This window comes from Paraburkholderia sp. A1RI_3L, assembly GCF_048957895.1.
Taxonomy (GTDB): Bacteria; Pseudomonadota; Gammaproteobacteria; order Burkholderiales; family Burkholderiaceae; genus Paraburkholderia; species Paraburkholderia kururiensis.
The window spans coordinates 167485-184829 of sequence record NZ_JARCHA010000005.1 but is presented as its reverse complement, the minus strand read 5'-3'; the positions used below and the strand labels follow the sequence as shown (position 1 = coordinate 184829).

The 17345-nt window shown below is 64.8% G+C and carries 18 protein-coding genes, 1 tRNA gene and 1 riboswitch; of the genes, 5 read left to right on the top strand and 14 right to left on the bottom strand.

Translation table 11 applies throughout. The features are described from left to right. Positions 1-98: 98 nt before the first annotated feature. The 3 genes from PXJ20_RS16185 to PXJ20_RS16175 all read right to left on the bottom strand — a co-directional run bounded on the left by PXJ20_RS16185 (position 99) and on the right by PXJ20_RS16175 (position 3599). Positions 99-1157, bottom strand: a complete 1059-nt coding sequence (locus PXJ20_RS16185; protein ID WP_026121833.1) for a permease — start codon at positions 1155-1157, stop codon at positions 99-101. Between the two features lie 134 nt (positions 1158-1291). After that, positions 1292-2404, bottom strand: coding sequence for a tRNA 2-selenouridine(34) synthase MnmH (gene mnmH, locus PXJ20_RS16180; RefSeq protein WP_421029375.1), 1113 nt, complete (start codon positions 2402-2404; stop codon positions 1292-1294). A 142-nt stretch (positions 2405-2546) separates the two neighbouring features. Beyond that, positions 2547-3599, bottom strand: coding sequence for an NADP(H)-dependent aldo-keto reductase (locus PXJ20_RS16175; RefSeq protein ID WP_421029376.1), 1053 nt, complete (start codon positions 3597-3599; stop codon positions 2547-2549). Between the two features lie 343 nt (positions 3600-3942). Between PXJ20_RS16175 and PXJ20_RS16170 the strand changes: the two genes are divergently transcribed. Next, a complete protein-coding gene (locus tag PXJ20_RS16170) occupies positions 3943-5370 on the top strand; it encodes an MFS transporter (protein ID WP_126877383.1) in 1428 nt (475 codons plus the stop codon). A gap of 40 nt (positions 5371-5410) precedes the next feature. Here PXJ20_RS16170 and PXJ20_RS16165 read toward each other — a convergent pair whose 3' ends face one another. Next, complete coding sequence (locus PXJ20_RS16165) at positions 5411-6301, bottom strand: amino acid ABC transporter substrate-binding protein (RefSeq protein ID WP_421030920.1); 891 nt, start codon at positions 6299-6301, stop codon at positions 5411-5413. Positions 6302-6654: 353 nt separating this feature from the next. On the opposite strand from PXJ20_RS16165, the gene PXJ20_RS16160 reads away from it, so the two are divergent. After that, on the top strand, positions 6655-7596 hold the full coding sequence (locus PXJ20_RS16160; RefSeq protein ID WP_126877384.1) for a class I SAM-dependent methyltransferase: 942 nt from the start codon (positions 6655-6657) through the stop codon (positions 7594-7596). 66 nt (positions 7597-7662) lie between these two features. Here the strand turns inward: PXJ20_RS16160 and PXJ20_RS16155 are convergent. Continuing rightward, positions 7663-7738, bottom strand: a tRNA-His gene (locus PXJ20_RS16155). A gap of 85 nt (positions 7739-7823) precedes the next feature. Then, positions 7824-8777, bottom strand: a complete 954-nt coding sequence (dusA, locus tag PXJ20_RS16150) for a tRNA dihydrouridine(20/20a) synthase DusA (protein WP_421029377.1) — start codon at positions 8775-8777, stop codon at positions 7824-7826. A gap of 477 nt (positions 8778-9254) precedes the next feature. On the opposite strand from dusA, the gene PXJ20_RS16145 reads away from it, so the two are divergent. Beyond that, positions 9255-9533, top strand: a complete 279-nt coding sequence (locus tag PXJ20_RS16145; RefSeq protein WP_017776657.1) for a hypothetical protein — start codon at positions 9255-9257, stop codon at positions 9531-9533. 189 nt (positions 9534-9722) lie between these two features. Here PXJ20_RS16145 and PXJ20_RS16140 read toward each other — a convergent pair whose 3' ends face one another. From PXJ20_RS16140 to PXJ20_RS16130, 3 genes are all read right to left on the bottom strand, one after another. Continuing rightward, complete coding sequence (locus tag PXJ20_RS16140) at positions 9723-9968, bottom strand: DUF6566 family protein (RefSeq protein ID WP_199539936.1); 246 nt, start codon at positions 9966-9968, stop codon at positions 9723-9725. A gap of 139 nt (positions 9969-10107) precedes the next feature. Further along, on the bottom strand, positions 10108-10305 hold the full coding sequence (locus PXJ20_RS16135) for a hypothetical protein (protein ID WP_421029378.1): 198 nt from the start codon (positions 10303-10305) through the stop codon (positions 10108-10110). A gap of 104 nt (positions 10306-10409) precedes the next feature. After that, positions 10410-11150 carry a spherulation-specific family 4 protein gene (locus tag PXJ20_RS16130; RefSeq protein ID WP_199540169.1) on the bottom strand — a complete coding sequence of 247 codons (741 nt, stop codon included), beginning with the start codon at positions 11148-11150 and terminating at the stop codon, positions 10410-10412. A gap of 146 nt (positions 11151-11296) precedes the next feature. Then, positions 11297-11378, bottom strand: a riboswitch (cyclic di-GMP riboswitch). Between the two features lie 211 nt (positions 11379-11589). Between PXJ20_RS16130 and PXJ20_RS16125 the strand changes: the two genes are divergently transcribed. Beyond that, complete coding sequence (locus PXJ20_RS16125; RefSeq protein WP_421029379.1) at positions 11590-11871, top strand: hypothetical protein; 282 nt, start codon at positions 11590-11592, stop codon at positions 11869-11871. A gap of 15 nt (positions 11872-11886) precedes the next feature. Here the strand turns inward: PXJ20_RS16125 and PXJ20_RS16120 are convergent, their stop codons facing one another. The 4 genes from PXJ20_RS16120 to ssuD all read right to left on the bottom strand — a co-directional run bounded on the left by PXJ20_RS16120 (position 11887) and on the right by ssuD (position 15289). Further along, complete coding sequence (locus tag PXJ20_RS16120) at positions 11887-12102, bottom strand: TOBE domain-containing protein (protein WP_017776652.1); 216 nt, start codon at positions 12100-12102, stop codon at positions 11887-11889. 79 nt (positions 12103-12181) lie between these two features. Then, on the bottom strand, positions 12182-13210 hold the full coding sequence (locus tag PXJ20_RS16115; protein ID WP_421029380.1) for an ATP-binding cassette domain-containing protein: 1029 nt from the start codon (positions 13208-13210) through the stop codon (positions 12182-12184). Then, positions 13207-14070: an aliphatic sulfonate ABC transporter permease SsuC gene (gene ssuC, locus PXJ20_RS16110; RefSeq protein WP_017776650.1), complete on the bottom strand. Its 864-nt coding sequence runs from the start codon at positions 14068-14070 to the stop codon at positions 13207-13209. Before ssuC ends, PXJ20_RS16115 begins: the two co-directional genes overlap by 4 nt. Positions 14071-14131: 61 nt before the next feature. Next, positions 14132-15289, bottom strand: a complete 1158-nt coding sequence (gene ssuD, locus PXJ20_RS16105) for an FMNH2-dependent alkanesulfonate monooxygenase (protein ID WP_421029381.1) — start codon at positions 15287-15289, stop codon at positions 14132-14134. A 398-nt stretch (positions 15290-15687) separates the two neighbouring features. Between ssuD and PXJ20_RS16100 the strand changes: the two genes are divergently transcribed. Further along, positions 15688-16116, top strand: a complete 429-nt coding sequence (locus PXJ20_RS16100) for a hypothetical protein (protein WP_017776648.1) — start codon at positions 15688-15690, stop codon at positions 16114-16116. Between the two features lie 61 nt (positions 16117-16177). On the opposite strand, the gene PXJ20_RS16095 is transcribed toward PXJ20_RS16100, so the two are convergent. Further along, complete coding sequence (locus tag PXJ20_RS16095) at positions 16178-17320, bottom strand: enoyl-CoA hydratase/isomerase family protein (RefSeq protein WP_421029382.1); 1143 nt, start codon at positions 17318-17320, stop codon at positions 16178-16180. Positions 17321-17345: the final 25 nt, after the last annotated feature.

Below are 17345 nucleotides of genomic sequence, written 5' to 3'. Positions count from 1 at the left end.
GGGTGGCGCGCATGCAGCCAGTCATGTACGCCGCATATCCCACCGTTGTTGCATGCTACACCGCTTCACCGGCCCGGTGGCCGGCACGTCGGCCGCGGTTAGAAGCCGAGCCCTGTTGCGATGAGGCCAGCCGCGACGCCGAACAGCACCACGGTCAGCGCGACGATTGCGAGCACTCGGGGGCGGAACGAACGCGCCAGCATCGCAAGCGACGGCACGCTCACGGGCGGCAGCGTCATCAGCAGCGCGCCGGCCGGCCCCACACCCATGCCGAGCGACAGCATGGCCTGAATGATCGGTACCTCGCCCGCCGTCGGAATCACGAACAGCATGCCGGCCACTGCGAAAGCGACGATCCAGCCGAGGCCGTTGCCGATCTCCGGACCGATGTGCGGAAAGAGCCATGCACGCACGGCGCCCAGCACCAGCACCAGCACGATGTATTCGGGCACGAGGCGCACGGCCATGCGGCCGAGCACGCGCAGCCATCGCGCAAACATATTGCCTTCGGCCTGCTGCATCACGAGCCGGGCCAGTTGTTCGTCGGCTGAGCGCGATTCCTGCGGCGTCACGAGCCGGTTCAGGAACCAGCCGAGTCCGAATACGAGCGCCACGCCGAGCACGAGGCGCAGTGCCGTCCAATGCCAGCCCAGCACGAAGCCCATAAAAACCAGCGTCGCCGGATTGAGCACCGAATTGCCGAGCCAGAACGCGATAGCGCCGCCCGGCGAAGCCTGACGCGCGCGCAGACCGGCCACCACGGGCGCGGCACAGCAGGTGCACATCATGCCGGGGATAGCGAGCAAGCCGCCCGCCGCCACGCTACCGAAGCCGTTGCGGCCCAGCATGCGCGCCACCCACTGCGCCGGCACGAGTGCCTGCACGGCAGAGCCAAGCAGCAGACCGAGCACCATGGCTTGCCAGATGGCCTTGCCGTATGCCCAGGCGTAGTCGAGCGCAGCCTGCAGCGTCGGCGCGGGCGGGCTCGCAGCCGTGCCCATCAGAATCGACTTGCCGATGGAATGCGTCTCCGCCGCTGTGAACGCGCGGTGGTAGTACGGGAACCACTTCACGTAGAAAAGGCCCGCGACGGCAATCAGCAAAAAGAGCATCCATCCCATTGCGGGTGGCGCTGGCGTGTGGCGTGTGGTGTTCATCGGTATCGTCGTTGGGTGATTCGGATTGAAAACTCGGGGCGCTTCAATTGCCTGTACTACTTGCGCTGCTTGTGTTGCCTTGTACCGCGCGCGCCTCGCAATTCTATGGACAAGCTACGCGGCCTGCCCGTACTTCAGGGCTGCGCAGCCGGATGATGCGCGCGCTCCTGCGATGCATCATCGGACGCAGCACCTTCGTGGCCGCCCAGCCGGTCGAGCAGCGCCCTCGCCTGCGCGACGCTGTCGACGGCATTGGGCCGAAACTCGAAACAGAGCGCGTGCGCGAGGTTGCCAAAATGCTGCTGGCTGCTGCGCCGGTACGCCGGATCGTAGTGCCGTTCGATCAGCTCGCCGAATAGCTCGGCGCGCGCGCCGCTGTCGATCAGTTCGTGCCAGTGCCGCACCTGCTCGTGGCTATGCAGCCCCACGAGCTTGCCGAGCTGCGCCTTGAACTGCTCCGGCGCGTCGAACAGGTGCGCGTAGTCTTGCAACAGGAACGCGACGCGGTCCTCGCGTGTTGCCTGCACTTCGATGCAGGTGCCGCCGTGGATGCCGCGCAGCAGGTTCTCGGGCAGCGAGACGGTGCCGATGCGCCGGCTCTCGGCTTCGACGAACACGGGCTGGCTCGCATCGAAGCGCTCGAGCGTACCGGCAAGCGAGGTCTCGAAGGCCTTCTGCGACGGCTGCGGCTGGCCCGGCAGCGCGCCGAGCAACGAGCCGCGGTGACACGCGAGCTGCTCGAGATCCAGCACCTGCGCGCCCGCGAGCCGCAACGCCTGCAGCAGGCGCGTCTTGCCGCTGCCCGTGTGGCCCGTGAGCGCCACGTACCGGTAGCGGCCCGGCAGCACTTCGAGCTGGTCCAGCACGTGGCGTCGCCACGTTTTATAACCGCCGTCCAGCTGACGCGCCTTCCAGCCGATCATGTTGAACCACGTCGTCATGGACCCCGAACGCTTGCCGCCGCGCCAGCAGTAGATGAGCGGGCGCCAGTTGCGCGGCCGGTCCGCGAAGATCGTGTCCAGATGCATGGCAATGTTGCGCGCGACCATCGCGGCGCCGACGCGCGTGGCGTCGAACGGCGAAACCTGCTTGTACATCGTGCCGACGATCACCCGCTCCTCGTTGCTGAGCACGGGCGCGTTCGTGGCACCGGGAATGTGGTCCTCGGCGAATTCGAGCGGCGTGCGTACGTCGACGATCTCGTCGAAGTCACCGAGCTGGTCCAGGGTCGCAAGCAGGTTCTTCAATTTGGCCTTACCGGAAACGGGGCGCCACCCGTGCCGGCCACCGTCGGCGTGCGACGACGCCCGGCGCCGGGGGCGCAAGCCTCGAATTATCGCACGCGACCCGGCAGCGGCCTGGCCGTCCCCGGCGGCCCTGCCCTCGGGCTTACGGCGCGGGATTCGGCTGCGCTTCGTGCAGCGCGTCGATTTCGGCGAGCACCTCCGGCGAGAGCCGCACGTCCGCGCTCGCAATGTTTTCCTTCAACTGATCGAGCGACGTCGCGCCGATCAGGTTGCTCGTCACGAACGGCCGGCTGTTGACGAAGGCTAGCGCCAGTTGCGCCGGCGAAAGACCGTGGCGCCTCGCGAGCGCAACGTAGCGGCTCGTCGCCTCCACGGCCTGCGGCTTGCTGTAGCGCTGAAAACGCTCGAACAGCGTGATGCGCGCGCCCGCGGGCCGCGCGCCGCCTTCGTATTTGCCCGAGAGCCAGCCGAACGCGAGCGGCGAGTATGCGAGCAGCCCCACGCCCTCGCGATGACTGAACTCCGAAAGCCCTGCTTCGAAGGTGCGGTTGAGCAGGCTGTACGGGTTCTGAATGCTCACGATGCGCGGCAGCCCCAGCTTTTCGGCCGCGCGCAGAAACTGGGCAACGCCCCACGGCGTTTCGTTCGACACCCCGATGTGGCGCACCTTGCCCGCCTTCACGAAGTCCGCGAGCACGGCGAGCGTTTCTTCGATGGGCACCGTGTACGCGTCGTCGATCCACGGATAGGCGGCACGCCCGAACGTCATCGTGCTGCGATCCGGCCAGTGCAGCTGGTAGAGATCGACGTAATCGGTCTTCAGTCGCGCGAGGCTGCCGTCCAGCGCCTCGGTCAGGTTCTTGCGGTCGAACTGGTTGGTTTCGCCGCGAATGTAGCGCGGGTTGTGCGGCTGGCGCGCGGGACCGGCCATCTTGGTGGCAAGCACGATGCGCTCGCGCGCGGCCGGATGTTGCTCGAGCCACGTGCCGATATAGCGCTCCGTAAGACCCTGCGTCTCGGCGCGCGGCGGCACCGGATACATTTCGGCTGTATCGATCAACGTCACGCCGTGATCGAGCGCGTAATCGATCTGGGCATGCGCCTCGCTTTCGGTGTTCTGCTGGCCCCACGTCATCGTGCCGAGGCCGATCAGGCTCACCTTTACATCCGAATCGCCGAGTTTGCGGTATTCCATTGCAGTGTCCTGTGGGTTGATTGTGCGTTGATTTATGGGTGGACCGTGTGCCGGATCCGCAGATTGACCGTGCAGCGGCTGCGGGCGGCAAAAACGCAAAACGTACCATAGCGACGCGATTTCTTCAGCGTGGCTACAATGGCGATCCGGCGCGGCATGTCGCTCGCTCGGTACTGTGTCATTCGCGACGCGCGACGTTTTTTCAAACGGATTTCAGACGCTTTTCGATTACGTCGCAATTCAGTTTCAATCAGTCTCAAGCGGTCTCAAGCAGTCTCAAGCAGGCCGGTTTTCCACAGTCAATCCATTTAGCCTCGCGCGCTGCGTTCCTCGCTTGCCACCCATGTCAGGTTCCTCGTCTACCGCCCTTCGCGCACCGGAATCGCCATTGATCGTGTTCCTCGTCGCAGGCGCGTTCTTCATGGAGAACCTCGACGGCACCATCATCGCGACCGCCCTTCCGCAGATGGCGCGCTCGTTCGGCGTGCATCCCGTCGATCTTTCCATCGGCATCACCTCGTATCTGCTCACGCTCGCCGTGTTCATTCCGATCAGCGGGTGGACCGCCGACCGCTTCGGCGTGCGCCGCGTCTTCACGGCCGCGCTTGCGGTGTTCACCGCGGCCTCCGTGGTGTGCGGCATGACCGATGGCCTCGTCAGCTTCACGGCGGCGCGCATCGTGCAAGGCATAGGCGGCGCGATGATGGTGCCCGTCGGTCGGCTCGCGGTGCTGCGCGCCACGCCGAAGGACGACCTCATGCGCGCCATCTCCATCATCACGTGGCCGGGGCTCGTTGCGCCCGTGATCGGGCCGCCGCTGGGCGGGCTCATCACCACGTATTCGTCGTGGCGCTGGATCTTTTACCTGAACCTGCCGCTCGGTTTGATCGGCATGGTGCTCGCGTGGCGTTTCATCGACGGTCGCGACGACGATACCGAGCGTCGCCCCTTCGATAGCCTCGGCTTCGTACTGTCCGGTGTCTGCTGCACGGCGCTCATGTACGCGATGGAGCTGATTGGCCGCAGCGATGCACCGTGGCGCGAAGCGCTCGCGTTCTTTGCCGCGAGCGTGGCGACCGGTGTCGCGGCGTTCTTCCACTTGCGGCGCTGCCCGCATCCCGTCGTCGATCTGAGCGCATTGCGCGTGCGCACCTTCGCGGTGGCGATGGGCGGCGGCTCGCTCTTTCGCATCTCGATCAGCACGGTGCCGTTTCTGCTGCCGCTGATGTTCCAGCTCGGCTTCGGGCTCAACGCCTTCGAATCCGGACTGCTGACGCTTGCAGTGTTCGCGGGCAATCTGTCGATGAAGGTGGTCACCACGCCCGTGATGCGGCGCTACGGCTTTCGTTCGGTGCTGCTCGTGAACGGCGCGCTCGCCGCGCTCTCGCTCGCCGCCATGAGCCTTTTGACGCCGACCACGCCGTACGTGTGGGTCGTCACGCTGCTGTTTTTCTCGGGCCTTGCACGCTCGCTGCAATTCACGGCGATCAACACACTGAGTTTCGCCGACGTGCCGAAAACGCAGATGAGCGCCGCCTCCACCTTCGCCAGCACGCTCAGCCAGATGACGATGGGCATGGGCGTGGCCGTGGGCGCCATCGCCATGCGCGTTGCTGCGTGGCTGCATGGACATCCCGCGCAGTCGGTCACGCCCGCGGACTTCAGTCTCGCATTCGTGCTCGTTTCGCTGGTGGGGTTTGCCGCGCTCTACGACGTGTTCGGATTGGCGCGACATGCGGGCGCCGAGGTAAGCGGACACGCAAAGCGGTAGGACGCGGGCACCCTGGCTATTGCACCGTCTATTGCACCGTCTATTGCACCGGCTGGTCGCTGCGGACCGTGAGGTTGCGCTTTAGCGCTGCGCTCATCGGCATGTCGAGATTGGCGCCGCGCGGCGGGATCGGGGACTCGAACCACTTCGTATAGAGCCGCGCGAACTCGCCGCTTTTCATCAAGCGCGCGAGCGTGCCGTCAACGAGCCGTTTGAACCCGGGATCATCCTTGCGCACCATGCAGGCGTACGGTTCCACCTGCAACGCTTCTCCGGCAACCACCCAGGTATCCGGCTCGCCCGTGTTCGCACGCATGCCGTAAAGCAGAACGTCGTCCAGCGCGAGCGCGGCCGCGCGGCCGTCCGCAACGGTTTTCAGCGCTTCGCCGTAATCTTTTGCAAGCACGACCTCGGCGTCGATGTGCTGCGTATCGAGCTGGCGACGCAGCACCTTCTCGTTGGTACTCCCCGCGACCGTGACGACCGTCTTGCGCGCAAGATCGGCGTAGCCACCAATATGCGAGGCGCGCTTCGCCATCAGACGCGTTCCCGCGTAGAAAAAGTTGATGGAGAAAGCGACGTCTTTGCCACGCGCCGCCGTGTTGGTGGTCGATCCGCATTCGAGGTCGTAGGTGCCGTTGACGAGCAGCGGAATCCGGTTCTGCCCGGTGACGGGAATGTATCGGGTACGAAGATCCGGACGCTTGAGCGTGCGGCGAACGTCGTCAACGATCGCCTCGGTGATATCCACCGAGAAACCGACCGCTTTATGCGGCGTGAGCAGATAGCTGAAGGGCACTGCGGATTCGCGTGAGGAAACGACGATCTCGTTCGATCGAGCGATCTTGTCCAGGGTTTGCGCGTGAGCGGCTGTGAACGCTGTATGCGCAACAAGCAGCGCGGCAAGCGCCGCGAATGGCCGATTGATCATGGTGTCTCCCCTGTTTGCGGTGTGGTGGCTGCGGGTGCGCGAGTGCGTGTTTTTGTGTGCCCGTGCAGCGCTTTTTTTGTGCTTGCTGAAATTCAATATAGGCGGCGTCGGAGCTGCGTAATTGATGCAGATCAGGGGTGCCGACCCTATGTGGGGTTTCGGTTTTGTCTACAAAAAAGTCCTCACTGGTGTTTATCTCATCAGGAAAAAGCTTGATCTCGATAGGCACTCAAACGTGGGGGATGGGGCGGATCAAATTCGACCGATTCAAACAGCATAAATAGGTAACTTCTGGAAAGATTCACGAAATCACGGCTTATTATTGGCGCACCGCCAGCCGAGAGGAGTGCCACGTGAAGGATCGCCTCAAGAGCCTGATGAATCGTTTCGCCCATCGCGAAGAAGTCGTCACCGTTCCGGAGCCCGTCGCAAAAGAAGAGACGGGCATGATCTTCACGATCGAGGAACTCGACCGGAAGATGGCCGAGTGCCATGCTGCTGCAGCCATTTCCGACGCCGCCATGCGCCGTGCCTTTACGACCTTCAGGATGGCGCCCACCGGAACCGATCTCGACCCGTTCGGCAAGGAGTACGCAAACCAGCAGATGGCCCTTTACGAGGGCATCGCGGGCAAGCCGTATCGGTTGCAGAACGAGGCATACCCGCACGATATCGCCCAGCTCGACAAGCCATTTCCCTACAGCACCGGCGCGCCCGAAGTCATTGGCGGCCAGTATCTGGCGATCGGCTCGCTTATCCGGCGTCTTCATGTCAGCGCGCCCGCTCGCATCGTCGAGTTCGGCGCGGGATGGGGCAACATGGCGCTCGCTCTCGCGCAGTCCGGATACGAGGTGACAGCAGTCGACATCGAGAAAGGTTTCACGGACCTGATCCGGCGACGCGCGACGCAGATGGACCTTCCGGTCCGAACGATCAACGCCGACTTCATGTGGGCGGAAACTGCCGCGGAGCGCTTCGACGCCGTCGTCTTCTTCGAGTGCTTCCACCATTGCGCGGATCATCCGCGGCTTCTGCGCGCGCTCCATCGAATCGTCCGACCCGAGGGGCGCGTGTATTTCGTCGGGGAGCCTATTGAAGACAGGCTACCGATGCCATGGGGCGTTCGCCTCGATGGCGAATCGCTCTGGGCAATCCGGCAACACGGGTGGCTGGAGCTTGGATTCCAGGAAACCTACTTCCGCGAAATCTTGCGGCGCACCGGCTGGAACGTCGTACGGTACGCCTCGACGGAGTACGCCGCCGCACATGTTTGGGTGGCTACGGCTATTCGGTGACCGGCTGATGTGGGTGCTGCTGGACGGGGACTTACGAGGGCAGGCGTGAAAGCCTTGGCGGTGTTTTGGGGTGGCTGATGGGACTCGAACCCACGACAACAGGAATCACAATCCTGGACTCTACCAACTGAGCTACAGCCACCACTGCTACAACTTTTGGCTTGCCTTGAATGGCTCGCCGATGAAGAAGCGAGATTATACAAACACCTTCTGCATTTGCCTAGCCCTTATTCAAACATTTCGGCGTCTTCTCGCAGATGCTGTCGCGCCTCGTCGAAGATCGCGAGATCACGGGCAGCAAGCTTGCGGCTGTCCGACAGCACACGACGCCAGCCTCGTGCGCCTGCCACGCCGCGGTACAAGCCAAGCGCGTGGCGCGTCATCGCGCCGAGATAGGTACCGCGCGCGAGTTCGGTTGCACAGTACTCGACGAGCCTCGCCTCCACCTCCGCGCGGCTCGGCGCTGCGGCAGTCGAGCCGTAGAAACGCGCATCGACGTCCGCGAGCACATACGGGTTGTGATACGCCTCGCGCCCGAGCATCACGCCGTCTACGTGCTCCAGGTGCATCGCCACTTCGTCGAGCGTCTTGATCCCACCGTTGATGACGATCTCGAGTTGCGGGAAGTCGCGCTTCAACTGGTACGCGTACTCGTACTTCAGCGGCGGAATCTCGCGATTCTCCTTTGGGCTCAATCCTTTAAGGATCGCGTTGCGCGCGTGCACGATGAAAACGTTGCAGCCGGCCTCAGCCACCGTGCCCACGAAATCGCGTACGAAGCCATATTCCTCGATGGCGTCCACGCCGATCCGATGCTTCACCGTGACGGGCACCGACACTACGTCGCGCATCGCCTTCACGCAGTCCGCCACGAGCTGCGGCTCGTTCATCAGGCACGCGCCGAACGCGCCGCGCTGCACCCGCTCGGACGGGCAGCCGCAGTTGAGGTTGATCTCGTCGTAGCCCCACTGCTCGCCAAGCCGCGCCGCGCGCGCGAGGTCGTCCGGTTCGCTGCCGCCCAGTTGCAACGCGACGGGCGCCTCCTCGGGCGTAAAGGCCAGATGGCGAGCAACGTCGCCATGGATCAGTGCGCCCGTCGTCACCATCTCGGTATAGAGCCACGTGTGGCGCGACACGAAACGGTGGAAGGCGCGGCAATGGCGATCGGTCCAATCCATCATCGGCGCCACGCTGACGCGGCGAGGACTGGGGGAACGGGAAAGAGACATGGAAAAAGCAGATGAACAGCGGGTAAACCGGCGGGCCGCACAACCCGGCTGCAAACCGGACCGCACGACACTAATCAGCCCGTAATTCTACCGCAAGCCGCGCAGGCGGCTTCCCGGCGCCAAGATCTGTCACTTTCGCCGCACAACGGCGCTCGACACGGATTGCCGCACTGCAAAACCCCTCTCCCAGTATGTAATCTGCCTGCGTCGAAAAATGCAGTTTTTGGGGTTGAATCACCGGAAACGCATGCTGGCATTGGTCTCCAGCATTGTTTCCCGGTCTAGAACAGTAAATTCGGATTATCGTGATTATTTTCCAATAGTAGGTGTTTACACTGAGCATCACTGACGTAGCTCACGGGCACTACCGCACCACCCTCGGCGCCGCGTCATTCCGAAATGCAGTTGAACCTCATTGGAGTTGACACCATGAAGACCAAGACCCTCGCCGCCCTGCTCGTTGCAGCCTCCGCCTCCATCGCCGCTCCGGCTTTCGCCAGCGGTTACGGCCCCGCGCCGTACTACAGCCCGGCCGTCGGCGCGCCGGCTTCGCAGCAAGGCCAGAACAGCCAGACGCTGGCAGCGGAAGCCGCGCAAGCCCGCTCGAACGAAACCGCCTACGGCGGCGTATCGAGCACTTCGTCGCAAGCCGGTAGCGCCCGCTCGCTGGAACGCGGTCCGCAGTCGGTCTACTTCGGCGCGCACTAATCGCCGTCGGGCCACCGCTCAAAGCGTCCCCATCTTGATCGAGCTACCCGCGAACCGGGCGCCATAAGCGCCCGATCCGCGGACACACGAAAAGGGCTGCTCGCGCAGATCGCGCGGCAGCCCTTTTCCCTTCCTGACGTTATCGCAAGCGCGCAATCCCTTTCTTTCCGTACACCCCGCGCCCGCCTCTCAATCCTTAACGAGTTCCCGGTCGATCACGGTGCGCGCCGCCTCGAGCCCGGCCTCGGCGGCCGCGCGTTCGGTCGGCCACAGCCGGTCGATGTGTACGAGCCGCCAGTCGAGCGCGACGGCGCCGTCTTTCAGCACGCGAAAATGGGCTTTTACGCCTGTCATGACCTGCTCGACCGCTACCTCGATGTCGTGATTCCGGTAGCGCTCCGCGTAGTCGCCCATGTCGATGCCCTTGGGCTCCATGTTCGCCTCCTTCGTGACGAAGGCGCGGCGTGGCGCAGGGCTGGCCTTCCCTACTCGCCGCGCAGGCACGAAATCGCCCGCACGACGTGCGAACACGCCGTGAGGCGCACCGCATACACGCCTTGATGACGAACGACCGTCAGTCGCAGTCGCCGGCCAGGTACTTGCGGCCGTCGCAGGTGATGTGGACGCGATCGGCGCCGGCGCCTGTCGCAAGGCCGGCGCCCACCAGCTCCTGGGTCAGATCCGGGGACAGCACAGGCGGCGCCTGCTCGCTGGCTGTATCGTTCAACTGCCGCAGGGCTTCGATCGCTTCGAGACTCAGTGACTTCGACATGGCCGTCTCCGTCGTGGTGCCGAAATTCATGCTAGCACTTCCCACGACGTGTGGCGGCGTATAGAGCGGCGACGACGCCTGGTGTTCGACCGCTCTGTACAAATTCAATGGACCGCGAGCGCGTCCTGGGTTTCCTCGCTCCAGTACCTGGGCAACCCGTTGTACGGATCTGGCAGCGTCTTCGAGGTCAGATAGACCGAGCCCGCGCCCCGTGCCGACGCCTGCGCGGTAAACGCCGCGACCTGCCCGGCATTGACGGCGTACACGATGTGCGCGAACCGCGCCTTCGGATAGCCGGTCTGCCACGCCTGCGGTGTGTATCGGACATACCGCTTCGCGCTGTCTTCGAATACGACGAGTTGATCGGCCACAGGCAGGCTCGCGTAGATTTCCGGCACGTTGGTGCCCGGGTTGCCGGTCACGGCGTACGCAGCCGAGAGGCCCTTGATGTAGTTGTAGACCGACTGGTAGTACTGAATGTGCGACATCACGCTGTCGGCCGTCATCTCGTCGATGAAGAAGCCGTCCAGCTTGTAGAACGACACGTAGGCATTGATGTCCTTCACGACCGCCGAGAGCGACCGTTTGCCGTACACGGTGGACACGTAGCCGATCACCTTGCCGCCCGCCGCGTGCACGTTGGCAATCGCCGTCGTGTAACCGGTGTCCACCGACTTTCCTGGCCCGCTGTCGGGATTGAGGATCACGGTGGTCGGTACCGTGCGAGCGGTGGTGGCCAGCGTGTGCCAGCCGGTGAGACCGGAGCCGTACGTAGCGAAGTACGCGGGCACGAGGAGCGCTTCGGCGCGTGCCGCAACGGGCGCCGCCAGCGCAGCGGCAGCCATCACCGCTGTCCAGAGCCAGTTGGCTGCCGTGGCCCTGCTGGTTGCGCGGCGTCCCAAAGATGCATTCATGTCGTGCCTCCTGATAACGGCGGCTCCAGCGGTTGCCGGAACGCGCCCATCGTTCGGCCCGCCGCCGACGGCAGCCGGCGGGCAACTGGCTGACTTCCAGGAATGGAAGTCCCTCTAGCTTTGCGTCGCCGGATCGCTCCGGTTTTGCCCTTTATTGACCCGTCCGCGAATTTACGGCACGCGACCTGGAACCTTTAATTCGTGCAAGCACCAGGCGACAAGGGGAGACGTGCCAACGCCCACAAACGCGCGAAGGCAGCGGCACGCTACGTGCGGCATGCCGGAAGAACGGACGCCTCGCCGATTCAAACGGCCGGTTCGACCGCAGAATGCGCGCGAAGCGTCCGATGCCGAAACGGAGGCACGCGAGATGGACAGGAAAGCGCTTTCAGGAGAACGACGGGTGCTCGCCGTCGCAGCGATAGCGATGATCGGGACCCTGCCGGCAACGGCACATGCCCAGGCGACACCCCAAGCGCCGGTGCACCCGCCAGCCGTCGGTCGCCCGGCGTCGATGGTGAAGCCGCCGCAGGCGGCCTCCGACGCCGTGAACGCCGATAACCCCGACAACATGCCGGTCAAGCGTCCGCGCAAACCGGTCAACGAGGGTATGGCGCGCGAGCCGCCCGCGAGCGGCGGAACCCCAAAGTAGCGGCGGAGCTGGCGCTCAGAGGCGCGCGAGAGAAACCTCGGTGGACTTGACGAGCGCCACCACTTCGGCGCCCACCTTCAGGTCGAGTTCGTCGACGGAGCGCGTCGTGATGACGGACGTCACGATGCCGAAGGGCGTATCGACGTCGACTTCGGAGACAACCGGCCCGCGAATGATCTCGCGAATCTTGCCCCTGAACTGGTTGCGCACGTTGATGGCGGAAATGCTCATGTGGGATGGCTCCGTGGAGAGAGGGTGTGTGCCGTGCCGATATTCGGCATCCTGACTATTCAGACTTCGTATTCCGGTTTCAGACAGCCCACCGCACTTCATGAGGCCGCACACTCGCCCGCAAGCCGAATGCACTGTGCGGCCCTGTTGGCTCCGAATCGCCCGGTTGCGTCTTCAGCACACGCTGCAGCACGTAATCTTCGAGCTCCGCGAAACGCGCCGAGGCTCGCACGCGCGGTCGTTCGAGCGACACCGGCTGATCGAGCGCGATACGGCCGTCTTCGACCAGCAGAATCCGGTCGCCCAGCGCAACGGCTTCGTGTACGTCGTGCGTGACGAGCAGCGCCGTGAAACGGTGCTCGCGCCACAGCCGTTCGATCAGTGCGTGCATCTCGATGCGGGTGAGCGCGTCGAGCGCGCCGAGCGGTTCGTCGAGCAACAGCAGACTCGGCCGATGCACGAGCGCACGCGCAAGCGCCACACGCTGACGCTGGCCGCCCGAGAGTTGCGCGGGCCAGTCGTCGGCACGCGCAAGCAGCCCTACCTCCGCCAGCACTGCGCGCGCATTCTCGCGAGCACCGCGCGGCAGACCCAGCATCACGTTCTGCAGCACGGTTTTCCAGGGCAGAAGGCGCGCATCCTGGAACATGATCCGCGTGTCGAGCGGCGCGCCGTGCGCCGCGCGCTTCACGAGCGAGCCGCCCTGCGGCGTTTCGAGTTCCGCTACGAGCCGCAGCAATGTCGATTTCCCGCAGCCGCTGCGACCGACGATCGCCACGAAGCTGCCGCGCTCGACGGAAAGATCGAAGCTGTCGAGCACGGTGCGCTCGCCGTAGCGCTTCATCACACCGCGCAGTTCGACGGAGTAGTCGGCGGGGGCGTCGGGCGTCGCTACGCCGGGCGTAGCCACGCTGTCGCGCGCAACCCAGCTTCGCTGTAACGTCTCACGAGCGCCATCCTGATGCTGCCTCTGCGCACGCAAGCCCTCGCGCTCTAACGCCACAGCACGCGATACCTCGCCATCCTGCTCGCGCGGCTGCGCCAACTCCGCTTCCAGATCGCTGCCCGTAATGCCGCCGAAGTTCGCCGCGAATGTCGTGGCGTTCATGTCTTGCTGCCTCCCTGGTAAGCCGGATGCCAGCGCAGCGCCACGCGTTCGATGCCCTTCGCGAGCAGATCCGCCAGCTTGCCGAGCCCGGCATAAAGCAGGATGCCGACCACCACCACATCGGTTTGCAGAAACTCGCGTGCGTTCATCGTCATATACCCGATGCCCGATTGCGCCGAAATCGTTTCCGCCACGATCAGCGTGACCCACATGAGCCCGAACGCGAAGCGCACACCCACGAGGATCGACGGCAGCGCGCCCGGCAGGATCACGTCGCGGTACAGCGCGAAACCCTTCACGCCGTAGCTGCGCGCCATCTCCACGAGATTCGCGTCCACCGACCGGATGCCATGAAACGTGTTCACGTACACGGGGAAGAACACCCCGAGCGCAACCAGAAACACCTTCGCCTCTTCCTCGATGCCGAACCAGAGGATCACGAGTGGAATCATTGCGAGCGCGGGAATGTTGCGGATCATCTGCACGGTGGAGTCGAGCGCGACTTCCACGGGCTTGAAGAGCCCTGTCGCGAGACCGAGCGCGAGGCCAATGCCGCCGCCGATGGCGAAGCCCGACAGCGCGCGCCACGTGCTCACCTTGACGTCGGCCCACATTTCGCCCGACTGAATGAGCGACCACGCCGCCTTCACTACCGCGAGCGGCTCCGGCAGCACGCGCGTGGAAAGCACGCCGCTGCGCGCCGCCAACTCCCACGCCAGCAGCACGGCGAATGGCACGATCCACGGCGCGAGATGCGCGCCGGCCTTCGTGAGCGCTGCCCGCACAGCGTACCCGGACTGAATGCCGCCAGCGGCTCGATGGTGGCGCGGCGGCCCACTTGTGACTGCGGACTGCGTCATGTGAACGTCCTCCTTGCTTCGTGCAATGCGCCCGGCAGGCGAGCCAACTCAGCCGCGCGGCTCAACTCTGGCTCGCGCGCGGCGGATAGTGGTTGCCCACCACCTCGCCGAACGGTCCCGACAGCGGGCCGCCCGTCTTCGCACGCGCGCGCCCCGGCAAGAGCGGAAAGACGAGCTCCGCGAAGCGATACGACTCTTCGAGATGCGGATAACCGGAGAGGATGAACGTCTCGATACCGAGGTCCGCGTACTCGCGCATGCGCGCAGCCACTTGCTCCGGACTCCCGACCAGTGCCGTTCCCGCGCCGCCGCGCACGAGCCCGACGCCCACCCACAGGTTCGGATAGATCTCAAGATCCTCGCGGCTGCCGCGCTTGCCGCCATGCAGCGCCGCCATGCGCCGCTGCCCTTCCGAATCCATCTTCGCGAACGCGGCCTGCGCACGCGCCACGGTCTCGTCGTCGAGACGGCTGATGAGACGGTCTGCGGCGGCCCACGCTTCGTCTTCGGTCTCGCGCACGATCACATGCAGCCGGATGCCGAAGCGAATCTCGCGCCCGTGTGCCGCGGCGCGCGCGCGAATGTCCGCGATCTTTTTCGCGACGGCCTCAGGCGGCTCGCCCCACGTGAGGTAGGTATCGATGTGCGCGCCGGCCATCTCGTGCGCGGCCGGCGACGAACCGCCGAACCACAGTTGCGGATGCGGCTGCTGCACCGGCGGATACAGCAGCTTGCCGCCCTTCGAGCGCAGATGCGTGCCGATGAAGTCGATGGACTCGCCACGATGCGAGGCTTCGAGCAGCCCGCGCCAGATGTGCAGAAACTCGTCGGTGATTTCGTAGCGCGTGTCGTGATCGACGAACACACCGTCGCCTTCCAGTTCCACCGCATCGCCGCCCGTCACCACGTTGATGATGAGACGCCCGTTCGAGAGACGGTCGAAGGTCGCGGCCATGCGTGCGGCGAGCCCCGGCGACGAAATGCCGGGGCGAATCGCCACGAGAAACTTGAGCCGCTTCGTTGCGGCAATGAGGCTCGATGCAACGACCCACGCGTCTTCGCACGAGCGTCCCGTGGGCAGCAGCACGCCTTCGTAGCCGAGCGTGTCGGCGGCCGCCGCAATCTGCTGGAAGTACGGCAGGTCCGCGGCGCGTGCGCCTTCGGAGGTGCCCAGATAGCGCGTGTCGCCGTGCGTGGGAATGAACCAGAACACATTCATGCGTTGCTCCTGCTTGTTCGAAACGAAGGGGACGAGGCAGGCAGGATCGGCAACAGCAAGGTCATCGCGACAGCTTCCCCGAAAAACGTGCACAAGCGCCGTGGAACGGCGGCTTGCCGGTGGCGGCGTTGCCGCCTGCATGGGAAAGCAGTCTATGGACGCGGTCTCTCCTTTTGAACGATTTTTTTGAGCTTAGGTTTTCCGCTTTCGTGATTAGCCTGATGCCCGGGCATACAACGCGGCATATTGCGAGCCCTGCGGCGCGCGGAACGTTCCGCGGCTACGAAGCGGCGTATCCGGGCGCACAGGGCAAAAGCAGTGCGCCGATATAATGGCGCACATTCGGGTTCGCGCCTGTAGCGTCCAAGGCGCGCCGCACCCTTTCAGGCAGCTCGCGCATGCAAAAATTCATTCTGCCGTTCATGTCCGGCTTTCTGGCTTCGCTGTTCTTTCACGAGTCGACGCTCGCACTGTTGCACGCAGCGGGACTGATCGACGCCACAGGCTTTTCCACGGCGCCCTTCGTGCCGCTCGGGCTGCCCGACTTTCTTGCCAATGCCATCTGGAGCGCCGTGTGGGCCGTGCTGATGGCCTGGCTTTTGCGCGTGTCGCCCGCCCGCCCCGCGCCCTGGGTGCCGGCATTCATGTTCGGCGGCATCGTGCTCACGGCCGCCGCCGTCTTCGTGGTCGATCCCATTCGCGGCATCTGGCCGAGCGGCAACATGCTGCCGCGCCTTGCCATGGGCTTCGCGGCCAATGCGATGTGGGGCTGGGGCGCGCTGGTGTTCATGCGCGCTTTCATGAGCGACGCGGGCGGCGACGAATAGTGTCTGGTTCGAATACGCCGGTCGCGCCCGTACCCGTCCGAAGATTGCAGCTAACGCGGCATTAACCCAGCAGTTCCCGCAGCGGATGCGTCTGCGGCGTCCACGGGCTTTCGAACATGCGCGCAACGTCTTCGGGCGTCACGTCTTCGATGCGCGCAATGCGCCATGCCGGGCGATTGTCCTTGTCGATGATCCGGGCGCGAATGCCCTCCATCACATCGCCATGCGCGAACGTGGAGCGCGTGAGATCGAGATCGCGGCGCAGCGCGCACGCCATCGAACCTTCCGAACACGTCACCACTTCGAGCGACACCGCCATCGAAAGCGGCGAGCGTTCGCGCAGCACAGCCACCGTGCGCTCGGCCCATTCGGCTGCGGCGCAATCCTGTTCCGATTCGAGCGACGCGAGGATAGCCGGCACGTCCGCGTGCGAAAAATGCCGGTCGATGAGCGTGCGCGTGTCGGCCAGCGTGGAGGTGTCGGGCGTCGGTACGACCTTGTGCCGGGCGGCTTCGCGTTCCACGAGCGCGACCACGTCGGCGCCGCGTTCGAACGGCTCCGTCTGCAGCGCCTCCACCAGCGCGGGCAACGCCGCCTCGTCCACGTAGGTATCGGCAAGGCCTGCATAGAGCGCGTCTGCCGCGCCGATCGTTTCGCCCGTCACCGCGAGATAGCGGCCGATCGCGCCGGGTGTGCGCGCAAGGAACCAGCCCACGCCGACGTCGGGAAAAAGGCCGATGCGCGTCTCGGGCATCGCCATGCGCGTCGACGATGTCGCCACACGCAGGCCGCCCGTGCGATGCGCACCCTGCGAGATCCCCATGCCGCCGCCCATCACGACGCCGTTCATGAGCGCGATGTAGGGCTTCGGGTACGTGAAGATCGCGTGATCGAGCCGGTATTCCTCGGTGAAGAACGTATCGAGCGCGTCCTGGTCGCCGCGGCGGGCCGCCTCATAAAGAAAGCGGATGTCGCCGCCCGCGCAGAACGCGCGCGCGTGCGGCGAGCGGACCACCACCGCGAGCACGTCGGGGTCCTCGCGCCAACGCTCGAGCGCCGCATGCATGGCACGGATCATGTCCGTCGAAAGCGCATTGAGCGCCTGCGGGCGCTCGAGTTCGATAAAGCCGACGCGGTTCGCAACGCGCGTAACGACGTCGCCTTGCGACGACGACGCAGCGCCGGAAGAGAGTGTTTGATTCATGGCGTGAAAGCAGCGGGCAGACGTG

What these genes read in the sequence shown, in the direction of transcription:
- PXJ20_RS16185 (WP_026121833.1), bottom strand. Translation starts at nt 1,157, where the DNA reads ATGAACACCACACGCCACACGCCAGCGCCACCCGCAATGGGATGGATG.
- PXJ20_RS16175 (WP_421029376.1), bottom strand. Translation starts at nt 3,599, where the DNA reads ATGGAATACCGCAAACTCGGCGATTCGGATGTAAAGGTGAGCCTGATC.
- PXJ20_RS16170 (WP_126877383.1), top strand. Translation starts at nt 3,943, where the DNA reads ATGTCAGGTTCCTCGTCTACCGCCCTTCGCGCACCGGAATCGCCATTG.
- PXJ20_RS16165 (WP_421030920.1), bottom strand. Translation starts at nt 6,301, where the DNA reads ATGATCAATCGGCCATTCGCGGCGCTTGCCGCGCTGCTTGTTGCGCAT.
- dusA (WP_421029377.1), bottom strand. Translation starts at nt 8,777, where the DNA reads ATGATGGATTGGACCGATCGCCATTGCCGCGCCTTCCACCGTTTCGTG.
- PXJ20_RS16145 (WP_017776657.1), top strand. Translation starts at nt 9,255, where the DNA reads ATGAAGACCAAGACCCTCGCCGCCCTGCTCGTTGCAGCCTCCGCCTCC.
- PXJ20_RS16140 (WP_199539936.1), bottom strand. Translation starts at nt 9,968, where the DNA reads ATGGAGCCCAAGGGCATCGACATGGGCGACTACGCGGAGCGCTACCGG.
- PXJ20_RS16135 (WP_421029378.1), bottom strand. Translation starts at nt 10,305, where the DNA reads ATGTCGAAGTCACTGAGTCTCGAAGCGATCGAAGCCCTGCGGCAGTTG.
- PXJ20_RS16130 (WP_199540169.1), bottom strand. Translation starts at nt 11,150, where the DNA reads ATGGCTGCCGCTGCGCTGGCGGCGCCCGTTGCGGCACGCGCCGAAGCG.
- PXJ20_RS16125 (WP_421029379.1), top strand. Translation starts at nt 11,590, where the DNA reads ATGGACAGGAAAGCGCTTTCAGGAGAACGACGGGTGCTCGCCGTCGCA.
- PXJ20_RS16120 (WP_017776652.1), bottom strand. Translation starts at nt 12,102, where the DNA reads ATGAGCATTTCCGCCATCAACGTGCGCAACCAGTTCAGGGGCAAGATT.
- PXJ20_RS16115 (WP_421029380.1), bottom strand. Translation starts at nt 13,210, where the DNA reads ATGAACGCCACGACATTCGCGGCGAACTTCGGCGGCATTACGGGCAGC.
- ssuC (WP_017776650.1), bottom strand. Translation starts at nt 14,070, where the DNA reads ATGACGCAGTCCGCAGTCACAAGTGGGCCGCCGCGCCACCATCGAGCC.
- ssuD (WP_421029381.1), bottom strand. Translation starts at nt 15,289, where the DNA reads ATGAATGTGTTCTGGTTCATTCCCACGCACGGCGACACGCGCTATCTG.
- PXJ20_RS16100 (WP_017776648.1), top strand. Translation starts at nt 15,688, where the DNA reads ATGCAAAAATTCATTCTGCCGTTCATGTCCGGCTTTCTGGCTTCGCTG.
- PXJ20_RS16095 (WP_421029382.1), bottom strand. Translation starts at nt 17,320, where the DNA reads ATGAATCAAACACTCTCTTCCGGCGCTGCGTCGTCGTCGCAAGGCGAC.